The following is a 22,251-nucleotide window of genomic DNA, read 5'->3' on the forward strand; positions in this document are numbered from 1 at the left end:
ACCCCGTGCTGCGGATGGCCGTCCTCGCCCTGTTCTGGGGCTCGGGCTTCCTCTGGATCAGGGTCGCGCTGCAACACGGGCTCACCCCGGTGCAGATCACCGTGCTGCGCGCCGCCCTCGGCGCCGCCGTCCTACTGCTGCTCGCCCGCTCCGCCCGCCAACGCCTCCCGCGCGGCGGCGCGCTCTGGCAGCGGCTCGCCGTGGCCGCGTTCTTCTGCAACGCCCTGCCGTTCCTGCTCACCGCGTACGGCGAACGCAGCGTCGGCTCCGGCACGGCCGGGGTGCTGCACGCGACGACCCCGCTCTGGTCCTTGCTGATCGGCCTCGCCCTCGGCACCGAACGAGTCCTCGGCACCGGTCGGGCCGCTCGCACCGACCGAACCGCCGGCGCTGACCGAACCGCTCGCACCGACCGAACCGCCGACACCGACACCGACCGAGCCACCGACACCGAAACCCGTGGCCCGTCGTCGTACCACCCGCTGCGCCTCACCGGCCTCCTGCTCGGCTTCGCCGGAGTGCTGGTGATCCTCGCTCCGTGGCGCGAGAGCGGCGGCATCAGCGTCCCCGGGGCGCTCGCGCTGCTCGGCGCGGCCGCGAGCTACGCGGTCGCCTTCGCCTACATGGCCAGGGCACTCACCGGGACGGGCCCGGCCCCGTTCGCACTGTCCGCCGCCCAGCTCACCGCCGCCGCCGGACTGAGCGCGGTCGCCCTGCCCACGGTCGGCCCGCTGAACCCGTTCGCGGGCGCCGACCCGCTCGGCCTGGCTGCCGTCACCGTCCTCGGCGTCGCCTGCACCGGGCTCACCTTCCACCTCAACTACCGTCTGATCGCCACCGAGGGCCCCACCAGCGCGGCCACCGTCGGCTACCTGCTCCCCGTCGTCTCCACCGCGCTCGGCGCCCTGGTCCTCGGCGAGCAGTTGACCGTACGGGCGGTCGCCGGGACGGTCGTCGTCCTCGTCGGAGTGTTCCTGGTGAAGCACCGGCCGAAGCCCCGCGCCGTCGTTCCCCTGCTCACCGAGTTACTGAGCCGCCGCGCCACCGACCAACCCGCGCCACCGACCAACCCGTGATCACCGACCGAAAACGAACCATGCGCTCCGACTCCCTCTGGCGGCTCCCCGACTTCCGCGTCCTCTTCGCCGCTACCGCCCTCACCCAACTCGGCACCAACGTCGGCTACGTCGCCGTCCCCCTGGTGGCCGTCGTCGCACTCGACGCGGGCCCCGGACAGTCCGGCCTGCTCGGCACCCTGAGCACCCTCGCCTTCCTGCTCATCGGCCTGCCCGCCGGCGCCTGGGTCGACCGGATGCGCCACCGCCGCGTCCTGATCGTCGCCGACCTGGTGAAGGCCGTGCTCTACGCCTCCGTGCCGCTCGCCTGGTGGTTCGGCGGGCTCACCCTCTGGCAGCTGTACGCGGTCGCACTGCTCACCGGCGGGGCCACGGTCTTCTTCGACGTCGGCGCACAGAGCGTGCTGCCCGGACTGGTCGGCCGCGAACACCTGGTGGACGCGAACACCGCCGTGGTCGGCCTGATGGCGGTCGGCAACGTCGCCGGACGCGGCGCGGGCGGGATCCTGGTCCAACTGCTCACCGCGCCGTTCGCGATCGTCGTGACCGCGCTCAGCCACCTCGGCTCGGCACTACGACTGACCGCGCTGCGCCGCACTCCGAATCCCACCCCCGCCCCGGGCCCCAACCCGGGCTCCACCCCCGCCCCCGGCCTCGGCGCACAGATCACCGAGGGCCTGCGGCACGTCCTCGGCGCCCCGAAGCTGCGCGCACTGGCCGTCACCGCCGCCCTCAACAACCTCGGATCGCAGCTGGTCAACACCCTGCTCCCGGTGCTGTTCGTGCGGGAACTGCACCTTCCCGCCGGGGCGTTGGGCCTGTTCTGGGCGGTCGGCGGGGTCGGCATCCTGCTCGGTTCGCGCTGCGCCCGCCCGGTCTCCGCCCGGCTGGGTGACGGCCGCACCCTCGCGCTGGCGGGCCTGTGCCTGGCGCCCGCCGGACTGCTGGTGCCCCTGATCGGCGGCGGGCCTTGGCTGTTCCTGGCCGGGGCGGGGTGGCTGCTGGCCTCGCTGAAGACCGGCATGGACAACGTGCTCGGGGTGAGCCTGCGCCAGCGGATGACTCCGGACCCGCTGCTCGGTCGGATGAACGCCACCTTCCGCTTCCTGCTCTTCGGCGCGCTCGCGGTCGGCTCCGCGATCTCCGGGCTGCTCGGCGAACTCCTCGGCCTGCACACCACGCTCTGGCTCGGTGGGGCGCTGCTCGCGACCGCCTTCCTGCCGGTCTACCTGTCCCCGCTGCGCACCCGCCGCCGACCGCCCGAGGCGCCGCTCGGCGCGCCTACCAGCCCGGACCGACGCCGTGCCCCGGTTGCCAGTCCAGTCCCGGGTCCGGGCCCGGACGAAGGGTGCGCAGCAGCGCGGTGACCGACCAGACCACCACGGTCAGCAGCGTGTAGAACAGCAGCAGCGCCCAGAACGGGGTGGTGGACAGACTCCGGTCCTCGAACCGGCACCAGGCGTCCGGCGGCAGCCAGGACGCGCCCGTCTCCAGCAGCCGTCCACCGCCCGAGACCAGGCCGCGCTCGCAGCGCTCCCCGTAGTCCAGCGACCGTACGTACAGCAGGGCGTACAGCGTGCCCGCCGAGGCGAGGGAGAGCGCGGCGCCGATGCCGAGGAGCATCGTCCGTCTTCGCCCGACCGCCGTACGGATGTTCGTCACCGGGGCAGCGTACCGGCGCGGCGGCCCCGACCGGGCGCGGCTCGTCGGCTCGTCGGCTCACCGGCTCGTCGGCTCACCCGCGCACCCGCTCAGCCCAGCAACCCGCCCAGGTGCCCGTCCTCGGCGAGCAGCCGCCAGGAGCGGCCGGGCGAGGCGAAGGCCTCCGGGTCGACGCCCTCGACCAGTCGGTCCACCACGGTGCTCAGCAGCGACTGAGGGTCGAACACCGCCCAGGTCTCCCAGCCCCGGCCGTAGTCCCAGCGGTCCCACTCGGCGCGCAGCCGCTCGTACGTCCACAGCGCGTAGAGCAGGGCGGACAGGTCGCGGTTGAGGTAGGCCTCGGGCTGGCCGTCGTCGTACCAGTCCGGCAGTTCGAGCCGGCCGGTGGTGCCGTCGAGGGCGATCGGGAGGTCGGTCGGCCAGTCCCCGAGCGCGAGGAAGTCCCGCTGGTACGGGCGTTCCTCCTCGCCGTCGAAGTACTCCGGGTACGCCTCCGCCATGGTGACCAGCGGCTCCTCGCACACCCCGAACATCGCCCCGCCGAGCGGCAGCCCGACCTCGGTGAGCAGCCGCCGGGTCGGCTCGTGCACCAGTACGGCGGGCAGCTCCTCCGGCCGGAACCGGTGCACCCGGCCCGCTCCGCCGTCCTCGTCGGTGAGCGCCGCGAGCTCGGCCACCAGCTCCGCGCCGACCTGGTACGCGGGCCCGTCCGGCCCGCCGGGCAGCGCACCCCAGCCCAGTGCCCGCACCAGCAGCGCCGTCCCCCAGTGCGCGGGCGGGGCGTCGCCCTCGAACAGCCGGGGATCGATCTCCCGCATCCGTCGTTCGGCCCCCGCCATCACCTCGGCCACCACCGTGGGCCCGCGCCGCCCGTCCAGCGCCTCCGGCCGCCGGGCCGCCTCGCCCACCGCGTCGACCTCCCGGACCAGCGCGGCCAGCGCGGCGAGGCCGGAGGCCAGTGGATCCCGCCGGGGGCCGCCGTTGCCCAGGAACACCTCGCCGGTGGTCCCGTCCAGCAGCACCAGGTTGCCGACGGCGGCGAAGGGCGTGCAGTAGTCCGTCTCCCCGAGGACGAACAGCCGTTCCGCCCCGGCGGTCGGGAAGGCGCTCAGCGACCCGCCGTCGAGCGCCCCGAAGTCCAGGAACGCCCCGGCGGCGGGCAGCCCCTCCCGCACCAGGAACTCCCGGCTCCCCTCGTGCACCACCCCGCCCGGAACCCCGGCCACCCGCACCCACCCCACGTGCCCCGCCCTTCACCGTTCCGCCCCCTTGACCCACCAGACCCTAGCGGGCCGACCCGACAGCGCCACGGCGGGCCGACGTCCGGCCCTACGGCAGCACCCGATCGTCCACGTTCCACCGCTCCGGCAGGTCCGCGTCGCAGAACACGCAGACGTAGTGCCCCTCCCGGACGATGCCGCACTGCCCGCAGTCCGGGCAGCGGCGGAACACCACCGCCTGCGTGAAGCCGCCCGGGTGCGGCAGCCCGAGCCGGTCGAGGGCGGCGGCAACGGCGGGCCAGGAGACGACGTCCGGGCAGTAGCCGGTGGAGAGGTTGCTGACCGTCCGGACTTCCCAACCCGCGCCGCCCGAGCGCCGGAACCCGATCTCCCCGGCGCTCAGCACCAACTCCCCTCCTGCGCAGGCGACATGCTCACTGCGGCGCGGCGCGAGCCGCAGCGCCCCACCCAGGTCGACCACGAAGGTGAACGGCTCCGCGAGCTCCGCCGCCGTCCGCTCGTCCACCCAGGCGGCGAACTCGCCCTCCGTACGGGCCGGTTGGCCGATCCGGTCGCCACCCGTCGCCAACTCCCGCAGCTCCGGTGGACCCACGTACCGGTAGGCCCGCCCGAAGCCGTCCTCGACCTCCGCCGCGACACCCCGCTCACCCAGCCGCATCCGCCACCACGCCATCTCGACGGCCGTCCCGCTCAACCCGAACTCCAATAGCTCGTCCAGAAGTTCACGAGCCGATTGAATCGGCACCCCGGCCCCCTCCCGCAGCACCCGCAGCGCCGCCACCGGATCGTCGAGCGGCCCGGAGAGCCGCAGCCGGGCCGGCCCGTGGGCGGCCAGCAGCGCCGCGCGGTCGTCCTCGAGCATCGCCTCCGGGCTCGAGTGCTCGCACATGTAGTGGTCGCAGGACGGGCAGTGCAGCTCGGCGTCCCACCGCAACTCCCGTCCACCGTTCAGGAACTGGCCGATGCTCCGAACGGCGACACCCCCGCACTCCCCGCACCGGACGGCCGTCCCGACCCCTTGCTCCACGCTCGCCACGCCCGCCACCCTACGAATCTCCCGCACAGCGCTCCCGAGGTCAGATGAGCCCGCCGGCCTGCCGGGCGGTCCGTTCCACGCGGTCGTGATGGGCCTGCCACCAAGTGGCGTCGCCGGGGGCGGTGTTGGCGCCTTCGGAGCGCTGGCCGGTGGCGCCGTCGATGAGTTCGCGGACCAGGTCGGCGTGGCCGACGTGTCGGTGGGTCTCGGCGATCACGTGGACGAGCACCCGGTGCAGGGTCTGCTTCGGGCGGTCACCGAACGGGAGTCGGCCGATCGCGTCCAGCGGCAGTGCCTCGATGGTGGCGTCCGAGTGCGCCCAGACCCGGCGGTAGCGCCCGAGGATCTCCTCGGTGCTCTCGTCCGCACGGGCCCACAGGTCGGCGTTCGGTTCGGCGGTGCCGGTGATCCACAGCGGGGCCGGTTCGGGGAAGGGGCGCCCGAAGGTCTCGCCGAGGTACAGCGCCTCGGCCCCGTGACGTGCTTGACCAGTCCCAGCAGATTGGTTCCGGTGGGAGTGAGCGGCCGCCGGAGGTCGTACTCGGAAAGGCCGTCCAGCTTCCACAGCAGGGCGTCACGGGCGTCCTGGACGTAGATCCGCAGGTCGTCCTTGTCGTCAGTCACCGTCATGGGATCAGTCTGTTGACCACCGGGGACCTGTCCACCGATTTTGGCAGCGCCGGGCCGCCCCCGACGGGACGGAAGCGTCCGAAGTCATGGACGACGTCGATGCCGCCGGGCTGGCACGTGGGAGTCCCGTGTCGGCGCGCAGCCTTCGCCGGGGCGGGGTACACGGAGCGTGACGGATCGGGTCGCTGGGGCGGACTTGAATCTTTGCGAACGAATGTTCGATCCTGGGGCTGTGCCCGTTTTCGAATCTGTTTTCGAATCTGCCGCCGAGCAGTCCGAACGCCCCGTGCTGCGGCCGGTGGCGTTGACGGCTGCCGCGTCCGAGGACGGGCAGGCGGCGACGGTGCGTGGACTGGTGCCGGTGGTGCCCGGGCTGCGGGAGGTGCTGCCGGACGGCGGACTGCGGCGGGGCACGGCGGTGTCGGTCGCGGGCGGGGACGCCGGGCTGCTGCTGGCCCTGGCCGCCGGGGTGCGGGAGACCGAGGGCGGCTGGGCGGCGGCGGTCGGGCTGCCGGACCTCGGGCTCGCCGCCGCCGAGGGATACGGGCTGGACCTGCGCCGCCTGCTGGTCGCGGACGACCCGGGGACGCACTGGCCCGAGGTGGTGTCGGTGCTGGCCGGCGCGGTCGAACTGATCATGCTGCGCCCGGACGGGCCGGTGCCCCCGAAGCTGGCCACCCGGCTGGCCGCCGTGCTGCGGCGCAGCGGCTGCGTGCTGCTGGTGGCCGGGCCGTGGCCGGGCGCGGTGCTGCGGCTGGGGGTGCGGTCCGGGCGCTGGTTCGGGCTGGGGGACGGTTACGGACAGCTCGCCGGACGGCAGGTCGAGGTGGTGGCCGAGGGCCGCGGTTCGGCGGTGCGCGGCCGGACGGCCCGGCTCTGGCTGCCGGACGAGCACGGCGCGGTGCGTGCGGTCCGGGAGCAGCCGATCCAGCAGCGTCCGGTCCGGGAGCAGCCGCAGCCCGTCGCCGGACCGGTGGAACCGATGGCAGCGGCGGCACCACTCGTGGCGGCGGTGGTCTGACATGCCGACCACGCCGACCACACCTCCCCCACCGGCCACGCCCGGCGACGACCGGACCCCCCGGGTGCTGGTGGTCTGGTGCCCGGACTGGCCGGTGGTGGCCGTCACCGGCGACGATCCGGTGGCCGTGACCGAGGGCGGGCGGATCCTCGCCTGTTCGGCGGGCGCCCGGGCGGCCGGGGTGCGGCAGGGGCAGCGGCTCAAGCTGGCCCAGCGGCTCTGCCCGGAGCTGGAGCTGCGCGACCGCGACCCGGAGGCGGAGGCCCGCCGCTTCGAGCCGGTGGTCGCGGCGGTGGAGGCGTTCACGCCCCGGGTGGAGGTGATCCGCCCGGGCCTGTGCGCCATCCCGGTGAAGGGCCCGGGCTGCTACTTCGGCGGCGAGGAGGCACTGGCGGCCCTGGTCGGCACGGCGGTGACGGACGCCCTCGGGCGGCCGCCCGTCCCGGACGCCGTCCCCGGCGCGGTGACGGCACCAGGGGCCGAGTCCGGCACCGAACCTCCGACCACCCCCCACGCCCAGATCGGCGTGGCCGACGGCCTGTTCGCCGCCGTGCTCGCCGCCCGCGCCGGGGTGCTGGTCCCCGCCGGCCGCACGGCGGAATTCCTCGCCCCGTACCCGGTGGGCACGCTGGGCGACGAGGCGCTGGCCGAACTGCTCGGACGGCTCGGCCTGCCCACCGTCGGAGCCTTCGCCGCGCTGCCGCCCGAGGCCGTCGCGGACCGCTTCGGCCCGGCCGGAACGGTCGCGCACCGGCTGGCTCGCGGCCTGCAGCCGCGGCCGCTGGTGCCGCGTGACGAGGAGCCGGACCTCGCCGTCGAGCAGCGCTTCGACCCGCCGGAGCCGCTGACCGAGCCGCTGGTGTTCGTCGCCCGCACGCTCGCCGAGCAGCTGCACCAGCGGCTGGCCGGGGCCGGGCTGACCTGTCGCCGGGTGGCCGTCGAGGTGGCCTGCGCGGACGGTCGGACGGCTTCGCGGCTGTGGCGGCACGAGGGCCGGCTGTCCGCGACGGCGCTGGCCGAGCGGGTCCGCTGGCAGCTCCAGGCCTGGCAGGGCATGGGCACCTTCGCGGGCGGCCAGCAGAGCCAGCAGAGCCAGCAGAGCCGGCAGAGCCAGTACGGCCAGCACGGCTTCACCCTGCTCCGGCTCGCCCCCGACGGCCTCTCCCCGGACCAGGGCCGCCAGCTCGCCCTGTGGGGCCAGGCCGTCGCGGACGACCGGGTGGAGCGCGCGGTGGCCCGGGTGCAGGCGGTGCTCGGGCACGCCGGGCTGCGCCGGATCGAGCCGGCCGGCGGGCGCGGCCCGGGCGAGCAGCAGGTCAGGGTGCCGTGGGGCGAGCCGTACGAGGCGGCGGCCCCGGCCGACGCGCCCTGGCCGGGGCGGCTGGCGGAGCGGTCGGCGGACCTCTGGCCGGCCGTGGTGCTGCGCGAACCGGCGCCGGTGCGGGTGCTGGACGAGGACGGGCGGCCGGTCACGGTGGACGGCCGGGCGGGGGTGTCGGCCCGGCCGGCCCTGGTCGTGGTCCGGGGCCGGGAGGAGCGGGTGGCGGGCTGGACCGGTCCCTGGCCGGCGGTCGAGTACTGGTGGGACCAGTCGCTCGCCCGCCGCCGGGCGCGGTTCCAGATGGTGGTGGACGGCGGCCGGGCGCTGCTGCTCACCGTGGAGGGGGGTGCGTGGTACCTGGAGGCCGGCTACGACTAGCGGCCCGAGAACCCGCAGCAGGGGGGAGCAGGACGAGCACGAGAACGACGAAGGCAACCCCCGATGGGCTTCACCAGCCACCCCACCCTCCCCTGGAGCGAACTGCACCGCCGGATGACCGGCGCCGCGCCGGACCGCACGGTCGTCCCGCTGCGCCGCCACATCGAGGAACCCCCTGCCGTCCCAACGGAGTCCGTAAGGTCCGAGAACCCCGACCCCGAAGAACCCTGGGCCGAACTGCACGTCCACTCCGCCTTCAGCTTCCTGGACGGCGCCAGCGACCCGGAGGACCTGGTCGCCGAGGCGGCCCGGCTGGGCGTGGAGACCCTGGCGATCACCGACCACGACGGCCTGTACGGCGCCGTCCGGCTGGCCGAGGCCGCCCGGGGGACGGGCGTGGCCACCGCGTTCGGCGCCGAACTGACGATCAGCCGCGAAGGCGACACCGAGCACCTGCTGGTCCTCGCCCGCGACCCGGCCGGCTACCGCCGCCTCTCCGCCGCGATCGCCGCCGCCCAACTGGCCGGTGGCGCCAAGGGCCGCCCGGCGTACGACTTCGCCACGCTGGCCGGGGCGCACGACGGCCACTGGGCGGTGCTCACCGGCTGCCGCCTCGGCCGGGTCCCGGCCGCGCTGCCCGACCGGGACGAAGCGGAGCGGCAACTGCGCACCCTCACCGAGGCGTTCGGCCGCGAGAACGTCCACGTCGAGCTGATCGACCAGTGGCTGCCCGGTGACGACCGGCGCAACGACGCCCTCGCCGCGCTCGCCGCCGAGCTCCGGCTCCCCACCGTCGCCTCCACCAACGCCCACCACGCCGGCCCCGCCCAGGGCCGCCTCGCGCAGAGCCTGGCAGCCCTGCACGAGCGCCGCACCCTGCAGGAGGCGGCCGGCTGGACCCGGGCGGCCGGCACCGCGCACCTGCGCTCGGGCCGCGAGATGGCCGCCCGACTGGCCCGCTTCCCCGGCGTGCAGCGGGCCACCGCCGAACTCGGCCGGGCCTGCGCCTTCGACTTCGCCAAGCTGGACCCGGAACTGCCCGGCTACCCCGTCCCCGAGGGCGAGACCGAGATCAGCCACCTGCGCGCCCTGGTCGCGGCCGGCGGCCCGGCCCGCTTCGGCCCCGGCAACGCCGCCGCCCGCCGCCAGCTCGCCAAGGAACTGGACGTGATCGAGGACCTCGACCTGGCCGGCTACTTCCTGATCGTGCACGACATCGTGGACTTCTGCCGAGCCCAGGACATCTGGTGCCAGGGCCGCGGCTCGGCCGCCAACTCGGCGGTCTGCTACGCCCTCGGGATCACCGCCGTCGACCCGATCCACTACAAGCTGCTGTTCGAGCGCTTCCTCTCCACCGCCCGGGACGGCCCGCCCGACATCGACCTGGACATCGAGAACCGCCGCCGCGAGGAGGTCATCCAGTACGTCTACCGCCGTTACGGCCGCGAGCACGCCGCCCAGGTCGCCAACGTGATCACCTACCGGCCCCGGCTGGCGATCCGCGACGCCGCCCGGGTGCTCGGCTACCCGCAGGGCCAGGTGGACGCCTTCAGCCGGCAGACCGACTTCCGCTCCGCCCCCGGCGCGGACGCCGTCATCCCCGCCGACGTGCTCTCGCTCGCCGGCCAACTCCACGGCCTGCCAAGGCACCTGGGCATCCACTCGGGCGGCATGGTGCTCACCAAGGAGCCGATCGGGGAGATCTGCCCGACCGAGTGGGCCCGGATGCCAGGGCGTTCCGTGCTGCAGTGGGACAAGGAGTCCACCGCCGGCGCCGGACTGGTGAAGATCGACCTGCTCGGCCTCGGCATGCTCGCCGCGCTGCACGACGCCTGCGACCTGGTCGCGGAACACCACGGCCTGCGCTACGACCTGGCCACCATCCCGGACGACGACAAGGGCGTGTACGCGATGCTGCGCCGCGCCGACACCGTGGGCGTGTTCCAGGTCGAGTCCCGGGCGCAGATGGCCACCCTGCCCCGGCTCAAGCCCGACCACTTCTACGACCTGGTGGTCGAGGTCGCGCTGATCCGCCCCGGCCCGATCCAGGGCGGCTCGGTCCACCCGTACCTGCGCCGCCGCGCCGGGGTGGAGCCGGCCGGCTGCCCCCACCCGCTGATGGAGAACGCCCTCGGCAAGACCCTCGGGGTGCCGCTGTTCCAGGAGCAGATGATGCAACTCGCCATCGACTGCGCCGGGTTCACGCCCTCCGAGGCCGACCGGCTGCGCCAGGCGATGGGCGCCAAGCGCTCGCACGAGCGGGTCGCCCGGCTGCGCGAGCGGCTGCTCACCGGGATGGCCGAGCGCGGCATCCCGCCCGAGGTGGCCGAGGACGTCTACGGCAAGATCGAGGCCTTCTCCAACTACGGCTTCCCGGAGAGCCACGCGATCAGCTTCGCCTACCTGGTGTACGCCAGCGCCTGGCTCAAGTACCACTTCCCGGCGGCCTTCACCTGCGCCCTGCTGGCCAACCAGCCGATGGGCTTCTACTCCCCGCTCAGCCTGGTCGCGGACGTGCGGCGGCACGGCGTCCGGGTGCGCGGGGTGGACGTCAACGCCAGCGGCCCGCGCCCCACCCTGGAACCGTACCGGGGCCCGACCCCCAAGCCGCCGCTGACCGCCGGCCGCCCGCAACCCGCCATCCGGCTCGGCCTGGAGACGGTGCGCGGCATCGGCACTCCGCAGGCCGAGGCGATCGCGGCCGGACAGCCGTACGCCGACCTGGAGGACTTCGCCCGCCGCACCGGCCTGCCCGCGCCCGTCCTGGAGGCGCTGGCGACGGCCGGCGCCTTCGACTGCTTCGGCCTGACGAGACGTCAGGCCCTCTGGGCCGCAGGGGCGTTCGCGGGGATCTCGGCCGAACTGCTGCCCGGCACCACGCCCGGCGCCGAGGCGCCGGAGCTGCCCGGCATGAGCCCGGTCGAGGAGACCATCGCCGACCTGTGGGCCACCGGCACCTCCGCCACCAGCCACCCGCTCCAGCACCTGCGCGCCCACCTGGACCGCGGCGGCGCGCTCCGCGCCGACCAACTCCCGGACGTCCCACCGGGGACCGCGGTGGTGGTCGGCGGCCTGGTCACCCACCGGCAGCGCCCGCCGACGGCCGGCGGGGTGCTCTTCCTCAGCCTCGAGGACGAGACCGGCCTGATCAACGTGATCTGCAACCGCCCGGTCTGGGAGTCCCAACGCCGCACCGCCCTGGACCGGGCCGGCCTGCTGGTCCACGGCCACATCGAACGCGACCGCGGCGCCACCAACCTGATCGCCACCCGGCTCACCCCACTCCGGATCGGCCTGTGAGCCCTTCCGCGACTCAGTCGGGGTAGCGCACGAGCCCGCTCAGGTCCAGGTCGAAGTCGAACGGATCGGGGATGCGCATGCCGTCGCCGAACTTCCGGTCGTGCCGCACGTGGTAGCGGTCGCGGTTCGGTTCGGAGAACAGTGTGACCACCCCCTCCCGCGGATCGACGATCAGGTAGAGCGGGATGCCCATCACCGCGTAGTCGCGGAGCTTGTCCACCCAGTCGTTCCCCGGGTTGGACGGCGAGACCACCTCGACCGCGATGAGGGCCTCCTCGGCGGGGGTGGTATCGCCCGGCCGGGCCAGGGAGGCGATCGGAAGGTAGGTCAGATCAGGGTTGCGCTCCTTGGTCACGTCGGGGGTGGTCAGCGCGCTGTAGCCGCTGAACATGTAGCCGTCCGGGACATGGCGCTCGAACTGCCGCTGGACGAGTCCGATGTTCAGCTGGTGAATGCTGGACGGAGCCGCCTGCATGATCAGCGTGTCGCCGGACCATTCGACCCGGACGCCTTCGGGGGCCGTGCGCAACACCTCCTCGACGTATTCGCGGTGCCGCTCGTAGAAGCTCACGGTGTCTCCTCCGGTATGTGCATTCGGCCGACTCGCAGTCTATGCACAGACCCGCCCCGGGCCGTTCAGGCGCCGGAGGCTGCCGTCCGCCCCTTGCCGGGGGCGCCGGCGAAGGCCTGGGCGATCGGGAGCCAGGCGGTGGCGACCGGGCCGGTGGCGGTGAGATCCAGGTCGTCGCGGTGGCGGCGCTGGGTGACCAGCAGGCAGAAGTCCAGTGCCGGGCCGGTCACCACGTCCGTCGCGTCGGCCGGGCCGAAGACCCACGAGGAGCCGTCGGGGGCGGTCAGTTCGAGCCGGACCGGGGCCTCGGGGGCGGGCCGGCCGTGCACGGTGAAGGCGAAGCCCAGGGTGCGCAGGCCCAGGCGGGCGATGTGGCGCAGCCGGGCGGTGGGCTCCCGGGTCGTGCCGAGCGCGTCCGCGACGTCCTGGCCGTGCGCCCAGGTCTCCATCAGCCGGGCGGTCGCCATCGAGGCGGGCTTCATCGGCGGGCCGAACCAGGGCAGCCGGGCGTCGGCCGGGGCGGCGGCCAGCGCGGCCCGCACCTCCTCCCGGCCGGCCCGCCAGCGGGCGAGCAGCTCGGCGGGCTCGGCGGCCGCGCCCTCCCGGGCGCCTGCCTCGACCGGGTCGGTGCCGGCGGCCAGCAGTGCGGTGAAGCGGCTGTCGCGCGCCGCGGTGAAGCCCTCCGGGTCGCGGGCGGCCAACGTGGTCCAGTCGTCGGTCCAGGCCAGGTGGGCGATCTGGTGCGCGACCGTCCAGCCCTCGGCCGGGGTGGGCCCGGCCCAGCCGTCGGCCGGCAGTTCGGCCACCAGCGCGTCCAGGACAGCGGTCTCGGCCCGCAGGTCGGCCAGCAGGCCGTGCAGGACGTCGCCCACGGCGTTCGGGTCGGTCATCGGCTTCCCCTCCGAGTCAAGGTGGTTGCTACCCGTCGGTAGTCGGCGGCCGCACCCTACGCCCAGCCCGGCGCCGATGCCCGCCACTCCAAGAAACACGCACGTCAGGACTCTCGCCACCGGCCCCACCACGTGTGACAATTCCGCGATGACCAGGGCTGCGGACACCCTCACCGCTGCGCAACCGGACGACCTGACCGCCGCGCACCCCGACGACCCCGAGCTCGCCGCGCGCGCCGCCGAGCTGGTCCGGGACGCCGTGCTCGGCGACCTCGCCCGCCGGGTGGTGGCCGAGTGCGGTGCCGACGTCGGCCTGGTCGGCGTGCCCGAGCCGCTGCCCGCCAGCGGAACGCGGGGCAGGAGCGGCGACGGCATGGTGCTGCGCCACTGGGCGGGCACCCGGGCCGACCTGCTGCACGACCTCGCCGTCCCGGCCGGCCTGGGCCTCGGCGGCCGGGCGCTGGCCGAGCGCGCACCCACCTGGGTGCCCGACTACCGTGCGGCGACGACCATTTCGCACCACTACGACGCGGCCGTCACCGCCGAGGACCTGTACGCGATGCTCACCGTCCCGCTGCTGCACGGCGGCACCGTGCACGGCGTGGTGTACGCCTCACTGCGTGCCGTGGTGCCGTTCGGGGACGTCCGGATCTCCGCCGTCGGCAAGCTGGCCGCGGCGGCCACCCGGGCGCTCGCCGGAGCCGCGGCCTGGAGCGGCGAGAAGCCCCGACCGGCCGCCCCCGTACCGCCGTTGACCCCGCGCGAGCACGAGGTGCTGCGCTGGGCGGCGACCGGCCGGACCAACCCGGAGATCGCCGCCCACCTGAGCCTGACCTGCAACACCGTGACCGGCTACCTCAAGTCCGCGATGCACAAGCTCGGCGTCCGCAACCGCACCGAACTCGCCCTCGCGGCCCGCGAATCCGGCCTCCTGGACGCGTCCGCCCGCCCGCCCGGCCCGGTCCGGACGCGCTGAGGCCAGGCTGGCGCCCTGACCGGCCACGAGCCGAGACACACCGGCCACGAGCCGAAACATCCGAACAGCCACCACGCGGACAGCCCCTCAGACAGCCCACTCCGGGGCTGCGGCTATTGGTGGGGGATGTCCACGCCGGCGGAGCGCAGTTTCGTCTCGACCAGCGTGGTCAGCTGGGCCATGGCCGGTGCCTGGTCTTCGCCGTGGTGGTTGAGCAGGCCGTACCGGGTGGCGTCGGTGCGGGCCTGGAGGCCATTCGGGATCGCGAGCAGCGCGGGGTTGGCGAGGAAGCGGTCGGCCACGGCGGTCGCGAGTTCCTCGATGCGGGGGTCGTCGGGTTCCCAGTCCTTGGCGGCCCAGCACTGCTTGTTCAAGGTGACGAACCGGGTGTCGTCGAGGGCGTGCTCGGCCTCGGTGAGGAAGTCGTCGAAGCCGTCGGGGACCAGGGCCCTGGCCAGCACCATGCCCTCGCGGTAGGTCTCCACCTGGTCCGGGGTGAATCCGAGGTCGGCGGCCCGCTCCAACAACGCGCAGGCCCGGTCGGGCAGCAGGGCCCGGTCGCCGTTGGCGAGCCGGTCCAGCAGGTCGCGGCGCGCGGTCAGCTCCTCGATCCGCTCGGTCAGCCGCCGTTTGACCTCGGCCAGGTCGGCGGCGAACCGCTGCGGATCGGCGTCGAGCAGGGCGCCGATCTCGGACAGCGGTATGCCGGACTCGGCCAGAGTCCGGACCTGGACCAGCCGCAGCAGGTCGGACGACCCGTAGCGGCGATATCCGGAACCGTCACGGCGCGGTTCGTCGACCAGGCCGAGCAGGTGGTAGTGGCGAATGGTCTTGATCGTGACGCCGGCGAAAGCCGCCGCCTGGCCGGTCGTGACACCGCTGGTCATGGCCATCAGTGACTCTCGCGGGTGAGGGCGGCGACCTCGCGGACGGCCTCGGCGATGGCGCGGAAGTCCTTGCGCACGATCGTGCCGTGGTTGCTGGCGACCTTCGCGCTCACCGTGAGGTTCGGGTTGCGGGCGAGCAGCGGGCCGAGAGTGGCGCGCATGTCCTCCTGCAAAGTACCGGAGCTTCCGAAAGCCTCCCCCGAGGCGACCACGTACCGGACCGGGACGGTCACACCGTCGAGGACCGGTTCGAGGGCGGCGTGGAGTTTGTGGGCCTCGACGCTGATCTCGGCATGCTGTTCGGCGCTCATCCGCGCGGCGTTGCCGATGAGGTGCGCCATCGGCAACGCCCATCGGAACTTACGGAACAGCTGCCGGACCTTTTCCAGGTCGGCCTCGTCGGTCCAGCCCACCGGGTAAGGGCCGTCGACCCCGACCACGCCGGCGACGCGGCCCGGATTCCGAGCGGCCCACCGCACCCCGAGCAACGCGCCGTAGGACCAGCCCACCAGCAGCGGCCGCTCCACCCGCCTCGCCGTGAGGACGGCGTCGAGATCACGGACACAGGCTTCGAACGAATAGTCCGCCGACTTCTTCGATTTGCCGCGGGCCCGCTCGTCGTAGGAGATGTGTCGCCACCCCGACCCCAGCTCGTCGATGACGGGCCGCCAGTGCCGCTGGCCGGCGAAGGTACCGTTCAGGTAGACCACAGCGGTACCTGCCCCACCGGTGTCGGTCACGGCCAGCGCGGTGTCCTCCACCGGCAACATGCCACTCCAGGCCGGGCGAATCGTGTTCGAGTTCGTCATACCATCAGCGTTGACCCTGCCCCAAGGGCCGGGTCAAGACGCATTTCCGTGAGCCCCGGCCTGCCGGCACCACCAGCCCGGCCCCGCGAACGTCCCCTCCCGGCCCTACGACCGGGCCTCCGACCGTCAGTACGCCTCGAACGACCAGAAAACACCCACCTCGTCGTCGGTCACCGCGATCAGGCCCAGGTCGCGTCCGAGGTCGAGACCGTTGAGGTACTCGGAGGTGAGGAAACCGTGGGAGTCGGTGCCCTGGAGCCCCGTCGCCAGGAAGTCCGTGGCCGGGTCCGAGGCGGCGGCCGTCGCGTTGGTCCAGTAGGCCGCGGCGCGGCCGTACCGGTCGAGCAGGGTCCGGGCATCGGCCAGCACGACATCCCGGTCCGGCCGGAAGCGGACGGGGAGGGGCCGGCCCGACCACTCCTCCGCCATGACGGCGAGAGCGGTGACCGCCGCCTCGGCGTCCAGGCGGTACAGGCGTTCGGGGAACTCCGACGCGGCCGGGGGAGCGAAGGGATAGGCCGGCACCGTACGCCGCGCGGTGTTGGTGCTGTCCGGATCCAGCCGGACCCAGCCACGGGGATCGGACACCTCCTGGTGCAGCACGGCGCGAGAACGTCGTGCGCCCAGTCCTCGTGCCGCCGAGGACCGGTCGCCGCGAACGCGTAGACGTCGTCGAACAGCCGCAGGGCCGCGTTCCAGGGACAGCGACGGCTGCGGAACTCCGCCAGCAGGCCCCCGACCTCGCGGACGAAGACGTCCCTCGGCTCGCGAGGCACGGCCCGCAACCGGTCAAGGGCCCAGCGAACGAGCTCGCCCGCACCGTCAGAGGCGAGGTCGGCCGGTACCTCCGTGGGCGGGAGGTCCGTTCCGTGCCAGAGCGCCTCGAGGTGGGCATCGAGCTGGTCCAGGGCGAGCCGGTCGACAGGCAGAGATATCGCCCCACCCTAGGGCATCCCACGCCCTAGTTGACCTGACGCTCCCGCCCGCTCCAGTACGGCTCCCGCAGCCGGAACTTCTGCAGCTTCCCGGTGGCCGTCCGCGGCAGCACGTCCCGGAACTCGACCGAGGTCGGCGACTTGTACCCGGCCAGCCGCTGCTTGCAGTGCGCGATCAACTCCGCCTCGGTGACGGCCGCCTGGCCCTCCCGGAGGACCACCAGCGCCTTGACCGTCTCACCCCACTTCTCGTGCGGCACCCCGATCACCGCCACCTCGGCCACCGCCGGGTGGCTGTACAGGCAGTCCTCCACCTCGATCGAGGAGACGTTCTCCCCGCCGCTGATGATGACGTCCTTCTTCCGGTCCGAGATGGTCAGTTGGCCGTCGGTGAGGGTGCCGCCGTCGCCGGTGTGGAACCACTCGTCGCGCAGCGCCTCGGCGCTGGCCTCCGGCTGGCGCCAGTAGCCGTCCAGCACGGTGTTGGAGCGCACCAGCACCTCGCCGGAGGGGTCGACCCGCAGCTGGGTGCCCAGTGCCGGGGCGCCGGCCTGCACCAGCTTCTCGGCCCGCTCCGCGGGCGGCAGGGCGTCCCACTCGGCGCGCGAGCGGTTGACCGTGACGATCGGGGCGGTCTCGGTCAGGCCGTAGAGCTGCATGAACTCCCAGCCCAGCTGCTCCTCGACCTGCTGCACCACCGAGGTGGGCGGCGGCGCGCCGGCCACGATCATCCGCACCCGGTCCCGGCCCGGCACCGGGCCGCCCCAGTCGGCGGCCGCGTCCAGCACCATCTGCACCACGGCGGGCGCGCCGGACAGGAAGGTCACCCCGTGCCGCTCGACCCGGCGCAGGATCTCCGCGCCGTCCACCTTGCGCAGCACGATGTGCCGGGCGCCGAGCCCGGTGAGCGAGAACGGCAGGCCCCAGCCGTTGGCGTGGAACATCGGCAGGGTGTGCAGGTACACGTCCCGGTCGTTCGCGCCGTAGTGCAGGCCCATCAGCGTGGCGTTCAGCCAGATGTTGCGGTGGGTGAGCTGAACGCCCTTGGGGCGGGCGGTGGTTCCGCTGGTGTAGTTGATGGTGGCGGTGTCGTTCTCGGAGATCGCGTACCGGCGTGGCGAGTCGTCGAAGTCGTACAGCACGGCGTCGCTGTCCGCGCCGAGCGCGAACTTGTGCTTGGCCGCCACCCCGTCGAGCGCGTCGGCGAGTTCGGGGTCGACCAGCAGGACGGAGGCGCCGCTCTGCTCGACGATGTACGCGACCTCCTCGGCCCGCAGCCGGAAGTTGACCGGCACCAGCACCCGGCCGTACCCGCTCACCCCGAAGAAGGAGGTGAGCAGCCGGGCCGAGTTGTGCGAGACGATCGCGACCCGCTCGCCCGGCCCGACGCCGAGCCGGTCCAGCCCGGCCGCCTGGGCCCGGGCGAGTTCGGCGACCCGCCGATAGCTCAGCTCGCCCCAGGATTCGGCCGGTTGCACCGGCTCGTCGACGATGCCGACCCGGTCGCCGTAGACCAGCTCGGCCCGGTCGAGGAAGTCCATCACGGAGAGTGGAATCTGCATGCGCCCACTGTCCTATCCCGCGCGCTCCCTGCACACCCCCGATCGGGGGTGTCACCTGTCCGCGGGACTTCCGGCCGCCGCCAGCGCCGTGGCCAGCCGGTCCCGCGCCTCGGTCTGGGCGGCGATCCGGCGCTCCAGCACCGCCAGCCGCTTCCGGGCGATCCCCAGCACCCGTTCCGACGGCGGCTGCGCGAGCACGTCCCCGTCCAGGCAGCCCAGCAGCGGCCGGAGGTCCTCCAGGGTGAGCCCGGCGGCCACCAGGGCACGGATGTTGCGCACTCGCACGACCGCCGACTCCCCGTACTCCCGGTAGCCGTTGGCCGCCCGCTCGGAGTCGATCAGCCCGGCCTGCTCGTAGTGCCGCAGCGCCCGGGCGGTACTGCCCGTCCGCTCCGCCAGTTCCCCGATCCGCACCCCTACCGCGTCCCATCCGTTCAGCCCACCAGCGCGCCCCCGTCGACCGACAACACTACGCCGGTCACGAACGAGGCCTGCGGCGAAGCGAGTTGGGTGATCGCCCAGGCCACCTCGGCGGGTCGGCCGATCCGGCCTAGCGGGGTGTGCTGGAGCTGCCACGCGCGGATCGCCGCCGACTGCTCGGGGCTGTACCCGGAGTGCTCGCCGATCGGGGTGTCGATCGCCCCGGGCGCCACCGCCACCACCCGGATGCCGCGCGGCGCCAGCTCGACCGCCCAGCTGCGGGTGATCGTCTCCAGTGCCGCCTTGCCCGCCGCGTACACCGCGTTGTTCGGCCAGCCGCGCTGCCCGACGGCGGTGCTGACGTTGACCACCACCCCCCGGCTCTCGCTCAGCGCCGGCAACGCGGCCTGTCCGATCAGCACCGGGGCGACCAGGTTGGTGGCCAGCAGCGTCTCGATGCCCGCCCGCTGGTAGCCGCCGACGACCTGCCCGCTCTGCACGATCCCGGCGTTGTTGACCAGCACGTCCAGCCGCCCGTACCGCTCCAGGGCCGACCCGACGATCGTCTCCGGAGCGTCCGGCCCGGTGACGTCCGCGACCAGCGGCTCGATCAGCCCCGGGTGCGCGGCCGCCGTCTCCGCCAGCGGCTCCGCCCGCCGGCCGACCGCCACCACCCGGGACCCCGCGGCCGCGAAGGCGCGCGCGGTCTCCCGCCCGATCCCCGTCCCGGCCCCGGTGACCACCACGACCCGATGCTGCACCACGTTCTCGTCGCTCATGCGGAGCAGCCTCCGACCCTGCCGCCAGCGTCAAGGTCAAGCCGGGAACGCAACCGGATCGGCACCGCCGACCGTCCGTCAGGAAGATCGCGACGCACGGTTCCGAACCCAGGGGAGACCACCGATGACCATCACCGTGAGCACCCGCCCGAGGGCCGCCGGCCTGCTGCTGCGGGCCTTCGAGGACGCCGACACACCGGCCCTGATCGAGGCCTACCGGGACGAGACCCTCCGCCGCCGCAACCGTAGGACGATCGACGACGCCGAGCAGGCCGCGCGCTGGCTCAACGCGCAGTACGAGGGCTGGGCGGCGGGCACCCGCTACTCCTTCGCCGTCCTCGAAGCCGGCGCACTGGTCGGCAACGTCGTGCTCAAGCGCGGCACCCCGGGTGGAGAGCGAGCCGAGGTGGGTTACTGGACGGCCGCCCCGGCGCGCGGCCGGGGCCTGGCCCCGCGCGCGGTGGAGGCCCTCACCAGCTGGGCCTTCGCCACCTTCGCCGAGGGCGGCCTGCGCCGGATCGACCTGCTGCACGAAGGGGACAACGACGCCTCCTGCCGGGTCGCGGAGAAGAGCGGCTACCCGCTCACGGAGATCGTCCCGGCCTACCCGCCGTACCCGCTGGACGGCCACCGGCACTCCCGCGAATACCTGGACGCGACCGGGCTACGGCGGTCAGAGTAAGCGCATGGCTTCTCTGGTGCGACACGTGACGATCGACTGCGCCGACCCGCACGGCCTCGCGGGCTTCTGGGCGCAGGCGCTGGACGGCACCCTGGGCGAGGACGACAACCCGGGCGACGAGGAGGCGGTGGTGAACTCCGCCGGTGCCTCGCTGCTCTTCATCCGGGTGCCCGAGGGCAAGTCGGCGAAGAACCGGATCCACCTCGACCTCCAGCCGCAGGACCGCGGCCGGGACGAGGAGGTCGAGCGCCTGGTCGCCCTGGGTGCGACGGTGCTGGCGGACCGCCGCAACCCGGACGGCACCGGCTGGGTCACCCTGGCCGACCCGGAGGGCAACGAGCTGTGCGTCGAGCGCAGCCACGCCGAGCGCCTCGCCACCGGCGCCGCCTGAGCCCCGCGGAGCTCCGGGCGGCCCCGCGGCGAGGGAAGGTGCCGTCCACGGCCGAGGGGAGGTGGGCGAGGACCGTCACACGACCGGCCGAGACCCCGGGCGGCCACCGAGAGTCCGTTCGATAATCGACCCTGTCCGACGCCATCCCGTTCCACCCCGGCAACCAGGGCAGGTACCCATGGCCAGAATCGCCGTGATCGGCGCCAACGGCACCATCGGCAGCGCCATCGTCGCCGAGGCGGCGGCGCGCGGGCACGAGGTCACCGCGGTGGTCCGCGACCCGGACCGCTACCGGGGCGAGGCCGCCTCCGTGGAACGCGGCGACGTGCTGGATCCGGCCGACGTGGCCCGGGTGGCGGCCGGCCGGGACGTCCTGGTGAGCGCCGTCGGCGGCGGTGACGGCCCGGGGCACCTGGCGCTGATCGAGCCCGCCGCCCGCTCGCTGGTCGAGGGCCTGCGCTCGCTCGACCAGCGAGGCGACGGCGCGCCCCGGCTGATCGCGGTCGGCGGCGCGGGCAGCCTGGAGACCGCGCCGGGGGTGCGGGTCTGGGACATCCCGGGCCTGCCCGAGCCGATCCTGCAGATCATGCACGCCCACGGGGAGGCGCTGGCCTACTACCGGACCGTCACCGACATCCGCTGGACGGTGCTCAGCCCGGCCGCCGAGATCGGCCCGGGGGAGCGGACCGGCCACTACCGGACGGGCCTGGAGCAGCTGCTGACCGACACCGCGGGGCGCAGCTTCATCTCGGTGCCGGACTACGCGGTCGCCCTGGTGGACGAGATCGAGCAGCCCGAGCACATCGGCGAGCGCTTCACCTGCTGCGCGCTGTGAGCCGCTGTCCGCCCCGAGCCTTTTCGCTGTGACCCGTTCAGCCCAGCTGGATCGACCGCTTGGCCAGCCCCATCCAGAACCCGTCGATCACACTGCGCTGGCTGCCGAGGTCGGCCTCGCCGGCGCCGAGGGTGACGAACAGCGGGGCGAAGTGCTCGGTGCGCGGGTGCGCCAGCCGCCCGGCCGGGGCCTTGTGCTCGAAGTCGAGCAGTGCGTCCAGGTCGTGGGCGTCCAGGGCGCGCCTGCCCCAGTCGTCGAATTCGGCCATCACCGAGCTGACCCGGCCGTCGCTGCTGAGCGCCCGCAGGTTGTGGGTGAAGAAGCCGCTGCCGATGATCAGCACGCCCTCGTCGCGCAGTGGGGCGAGCCGGCGGCCGATCTCCAGCAGCCGCTGGGGGTCCAGGGTGGGCAGGGAGATCTGCAGCACCGGGATGTCGGCCGCCGGGAACATCTCCACCAGCGGCACGTACGCGCCGTGGTCGAGCCCGCGGTCGGGGACGTCCTGGACGGGCGTGCCGGGGGCGCGCAGCAGCTTGCGCACGCGCTCGGCCAGCTCCGGTGCGCCGGGGGCGGCGTACTGGACCGTGTAGTAGTGCTCGGGGAAGCCCCAGAAGTCGTAGACCAGCGGGACGGTGGTGACGGCGCCGACGGCCAGTGGGGCCTCCTCCCAGTGGGCGGAGACCATCAGGACGGCCTTGGGGCGCGGCAGGTCGGCGGACCAGGCGGCCAGCTCGCCCGGCCAGATCGGGTCGTCGGCGAGCGGCGGCGCGCCGTGCGACAGGTACAGGGCGGGCATGCGCTCGGGGGCCGCGGCGCTCATGGCGTCCTCCTCGGATTCCTCGGAAAGGT

General features: G+C 74.1%; 21 protein-coding genes and 1 pseudogene. 9 read left to right on the forward strand and 13 right to left on the reverse strand.

Going from position 1 to position 22,251, the window contains the following annotated elements; all coding sequences use genetic code 11:
• The first annotated feature begins 14 nt into the window (after positions 1–14).
• Entirely contained in the window at positions 15–1,076 is a 1,062-nt protein-coding gene (locus O1G21_RS30080; protein ID WP_270148099.1) for a DMT family transporter, read from the forward strand.
• A gap of 20 nt (positions 1,077–1,096) precedes the next feature.
• A complete protein-coding gene (locus O1G21_RS30085) occupies positions 1,097–2,443 on the forward strand; it encodes an MFS transporter (protein WP_270148100.1) in 1,347 nt (448 codons plus the stop codon).
• Here O1G21_RS30085 and O1G21_RS30090 read toward each other — a convergent pair.
• From O1G21_RS30090 to O1G21_RS30105, 4 genes and pseudogenes are all read right to left on the reverse strand, one after another.
• Positions 2,358–2,738, reverse strand: coding sequence for a hypothetical protein (locus tag O1G21_RS30090; protein WP_270148101.1), 381 nt, complete (start codon positions 2,736–2,738; stop codon positions 2,358–2,360). The genes O1G21_RS30085 and O1G21_RS30090 overlap by 86 nt on opposite strands.
• An 89-nt stretch (positions 2,739–2,827) precedes the next feature.
• A complete protein-coding gene (locus O1G21_RS30095) occupies positions 2,828–3,964 on the reverse strand; it encodes an SUKH-4 family immunity protein (RefSeq protein WP_270148102.1) in 1,137 nt (378 codons plus the stop codon).
• Positions 3,965–4,067: 103 nt separating this feature from the next.
• Positions 4,068–4,637 (reverse strand): hypothetical protein, encoded by a 570-nt coding sequence (locus O1G21_RS30100; protein ID WP_270151332.1) that lies wholly within the window; start codon positions 4,635–4,637, stop codon positions 4,068–4,070.
• Positions 4,638–5,055: 418 nt separating this feature from the next.
• A pseudogene (locus tag O1G21_RS30105) lies at positions 5,056–5,645 on the reverse strand (DinB family protein).
• Positions 5,646–5,877: 232 nt separating this feature from the next.
• Between O1G21_RS30105 and O1G21_RS30110 the strand changes: the two are divergent.
• From O1G21_RS30110 to O1G21_RS30120, 3 genes are all read left to right on the forward strand, one after another.
• Positions 5,878–6,666 carry a hypothetical protein gene (locus tag O1G21_RS30110; RefSeq protein ID WP_270148103.1) on the forward strand — a complete coding sequence of 263 codons (789 nt, stop codon included), beginning with the start codon at positions 5,878–5,880 and terminating at the stop codon, positions 6,664–6,666.
• A 1-nt stretch (position 6,667) separates the two neighbouring features.
• Positions 6,668–8,365 (forward strand): DNA polymerase Y family protein, encoded by a 1,698-nt coding sequence (locus tag O1G21_RS30115; protein WP_270148104.1) that lies wholly within the window; start codon positions 6,668–6,670, stop codon positions 8,363–8,365.
• 63 nt (positions 8,366–8,428) lie between these two features.
• Positions 8,429–11,665, forward strand: coding sequence for an error-prone DNA polymerase (locus O1G21_RS30120; RefSeq protein ID WP_270148106.1), 3,237 nt, complete (start codon positions 8,429–8,431; stop codon positions 11,663–11,665).
• A gap of 13 nt (positions 11,666–11,678) precedes the next feature.
• On the opposite strand, the gene O1G21_RS30125 is transcribed toward O1G21_RS30120, so the two are convergent.
• Both O1G21_RS30125 and O1G21_RS30130 read right to left on the reverse strand, forming a co-directional pair.
• Complete coding sequence (locus O1G21_RS30125; RefSeq protein ID WP_270148107.1) at positions 11,679–12,236, reverse strand: Uma2 family endonuclease; 558 nt, start codon at positions 12,234–12,236, stop codon at positions 11,679–11,681.
• Between the two features lie 65 nt (positions 12,237–12,301).
• Entirely contained in the window at positions 12,302–13,126 is an 825-nt protein-coding gene (locus tag O1G21_RS30130; protein WP_270148108.1) for a TIGR03084 family metal-binding protein, read from the reverse strand.
• Between the two features lie 148 nt (positions 13,127–13,274).
• Between O1G21_RS30130 and O1G21_RS30135 the strand changes: the two genes are divergently transcribed.
• Entirely contained in the window at positions 13,275–14,102 is an 828-nt protein-coding gene (locus O1G21_RS30135) for a helix-turn-helix transcriptional regulator (protein ID WP_270148109.1), read from the forward strand.
• A 113-nt stretch (positions 14,103–14,215) separates the two neighbouring features.
• Here O1G21_RS30135 and O1G21_RS30140 read toward each other — a convergent pair whose 3' ends face one another.
• The 6 genes from O1G21_RS30140 to O1G21_RS30165 all read right to left on the reverse strand — a co-directional run bounded on the left by O1G21_RS30140 (position 14,216) and on the right by O1G21_RS30165 (position 19,494).
• Positions 14,216–14,989: a MerR family transcriptional regulator gene (locus O1G21_RS30140; RefSeq protein WP_270148110.1), complete on the reverse strand. Its 774-nt coding sequence runs from the start codon at positions 14,987–14,989 to the stop codon at positions 14,216–14,218.
• A 5-nt stretch (positions 14,990–14,994) separates the two neighbouring features.
• Positions 14,995–15,798: an alpha/beta fold hydrolase gene (locus O1G21_RS30145; RefSeq protein WP_270148111.1), complete on the reverse strand. Its 804-nt coding sequence runs from the start codon at positions 15,796–15,798 to the stop codon at positions 14,995–14,997.
• A gap of 126 nt (positions 15,799–15,924) precedes the next feature.
• Positions 15,925–16,386 carry a hypothetical protein gene (locus tag O1G21_RS30150; protein ID WP_270148112.1) on the reverse strand — a complete coding sequence of 154 codons (462 nt, stop codon included), beginning with the start codon at positions 16,384–16,386 and terminating at the stop codon, positions 15,925–15,927.
• Between the two features lie 373 nt (positions 16,387–16,759).
• Positions 16,760–18,295: an AMP-binding protein gene (locus O1G21_RS30155; protein WP_270148113.1), complete on the reverse strand. Its 1,536-nt coding sequence runs from the start codon at positions 18,293–18,295 to the stop codon at positions 16,760–16,762.
• 51 nt (positions 18,296–18,346) lie between these two features.
• Positions 18,347–18,709, reverse strand: a complete 363-nt coding sequence (locus O1G21_RS30160) for a MerR family transcriptional regulator (RefSeq protein WP_270148114.1) — start codon at positions 18,707–18,709, stop codon at positions 18,347–18,349.
• 20 nt (positions 18,710–18,729) lie between these two features.
• Positions 18,730–19,494: an SDR family NAD(P)-dependent oxidoreductase gene (locus O1G21_RS30165; protein WP_270148115.1), complete on the reverse strand. Its 765-nt coding sequence runs from the start codon at positions 19,492–19,494 to the stop codon at positions 18,730–18,732.
• Between the two features lie 124 nt (positions 19,495–19,618).
• Here O1G21_RS30165 and O1G21_RS30170 point away from each other — a divergent pair, with 124 nt between their 5' ends.
• The 3 genes from O1G21_RS30170 to O1G21_RS30180 all read left to right on the forward strand — a co-directional run bounded on the left by O1G21_RS30170 (position 19,619) and on the right by O1G21_RS30180 (position 21,402).
• The gene (locus O1G21_RS30170; RefSeq protein ID WP_270148116.1) at positions 19,619–20,176 is read left to right on the forward strand and encodes a GNAT family N-acetyltransferase; all 558 of its coding nucleotides are present in this window, start codon (positions 19,619–19,621) and stop codon (positions 20,174–20,176) included.
• 4 nt (positions 20,177–20,180) lie between these two features.
• On the forward strand, positions 20,181–20,567 hold the full coding sequence (locus tag O1G21_RS30175) for a VOC family protein (RefSeq protein WP_270148117.1): 387 nt from the start codon (positions 20,181–20,183) through the stop codon (positions 20,565–20,567).
• A 178-nt stretch (positions 20,568–20,745) separates the two neighbouring features.
• Positions 20,746–21,402 carry an NAD(P)-dependent oxidoreductase gene (locus O1G21_RS30180; protein WP_270148118.1) on the forward strand — a complete coding sequence of 219 codons (657 nt, stop codon included), beginning with the start codon at positions 20,746–20,748 and terminating at the stop codon, positions 21,400–21,402.
• Between the two features lie 37 nt (positions 21,403–21,439).
• Here the strand turns inward: O1G21_RS30180 and O1G21_RS30185 are convergent, their stop codons facing one another.
• Positions 21,440–22,222: a dioxygenase family protein gene (locus O1G21_RS30185; protein WP_270148119.1), complete on the reverse strand. Its 783-nt coding sequence runs from the start codon at positions 22,220–22,222 to the stop codon at positions 21,440–21,442.
• Positions 22,223–22,251 lie beyond the last annotated feature (29 nt).

Source organism: Kitasatospora cathayae (assembly GCF_027627435.1).
Classification (GTDB): Bacteria; Actinomycetota; Actinomycetes; order Streptomycetales; family Streptomycetaceae; genus Kitasatospora; species Kitasatospora cathayae.

Excerpts from the sequence above, each read along its gene's own strand:
- O1G21_RS30135 (WP_270148109.1), top strand. The coding sequence starts at position 13,275 with ATGACCAGGGCTGCGGACACCCTCACCGCTGCGCAACCGGACGACCTG.
- O1G21_RS30130 (WP_270148108.1), bottom strand. The coding sequence starts at position 13,126 with ATGACCGACCCGAACGCCGTGGGCGACGTCCTGCACGGCCTGCTGGCC.
- O1G21_RS30080 (WP_270148099.1), top strand. The coding sequence starts at position 15 with ATGGCCGTCCTCGCCCTGTTCTGGGGCTCGGGCTTCCTCTGGATCAGG.
- O1G21_RS30145 (WP_270148111.1), bottom strand. The coding sequence starts at position 15,798 with ATGACGAACTCGAACACGATTCGCCCGGCCTGGAGTGGCATGTTGCCG.
- O1G21_RS30185 (WP_270148119.1), bottom strand. The coding sequence starts at position 22,222 with ATGAGCGCCGCGGCCCCCGAGCGCATGCCCGCCCTGTACCTGTCGCAC.
- O1G21_RS30100 (WP_270151332.1), bottom strand. The coding sequence starts at position 4,637 with ATGCGGCTGGGTGAGCGGGGTGTCGCGGCGGAGGTCGAGGACGGCTTC.
- O1G21_RS30180 (WP_270148118.1), top strand. The coding sequence starts at position 20,746 with ATGGCCAGAATCGCCGTGATCGGCGCCAACGGCACCATCGGCAGCGCC.
- O1G21_RS30165 (WP_270148115.1), bottom strand. The coding sequence starts at position 19,494 with ATGAGCGACGAGAACGTGGTGCAGCATCGGGTCGTGGTGGTCACCGGG.
- O1G21_RS30115 (WP_270148104.1), top strand. The coding sequence starts at position 6,668 with ATGCCGACCACGCCGACCACACCTCCCCCACCGGCCACGCCCGGCGAC.
- O1G21_RS30155 (WP_270148113.1), bottom strand. The coding sequence starts at position 18,295 with ATGCAGATTCCACTCTCCGTGATGGACTTCCTCGACCGGGCCGAGCTG.
- O1G21_RS30140 (WP_270148110.1), bottom strand. The coding sequence starts at position 14,989 with ATGACCAGCGGTGTCACGACCGGCCAGGCGGCGGCTTTCGCCGGCGTC.
- O1G21_RS30120 (WP_270148106.1), top strand. The coding sequence starts at position 8,429 with ATGGGCTTCACCAGCCACCCCACCCTCCCCTGGAGCGAACTGCACCGC.
- O1G21_RS30175 (WP_270148117.1), top strand. The coding sequence starts at position 20,181 with ATGGCTTCTCTGGTGCGACACGTGACGATCGACTGCGCCGACCCGCAC.
- O1G21_RS30085 (WP_270148100.1), top strand. The coding sequence starts at position 1,097 with ATGCGCTCCGACTCCCTCTGGCGGCTCCCCGACTTCCGCGTCCTCTTC.
- O1G21_RS30170 (WP_270148116.1), top strand. The coding sequence starts at position 19,619 with ATGACCATCACCGTGAGCACCCGCCCGAGGGCCGCCGGCCTGCTGCTG.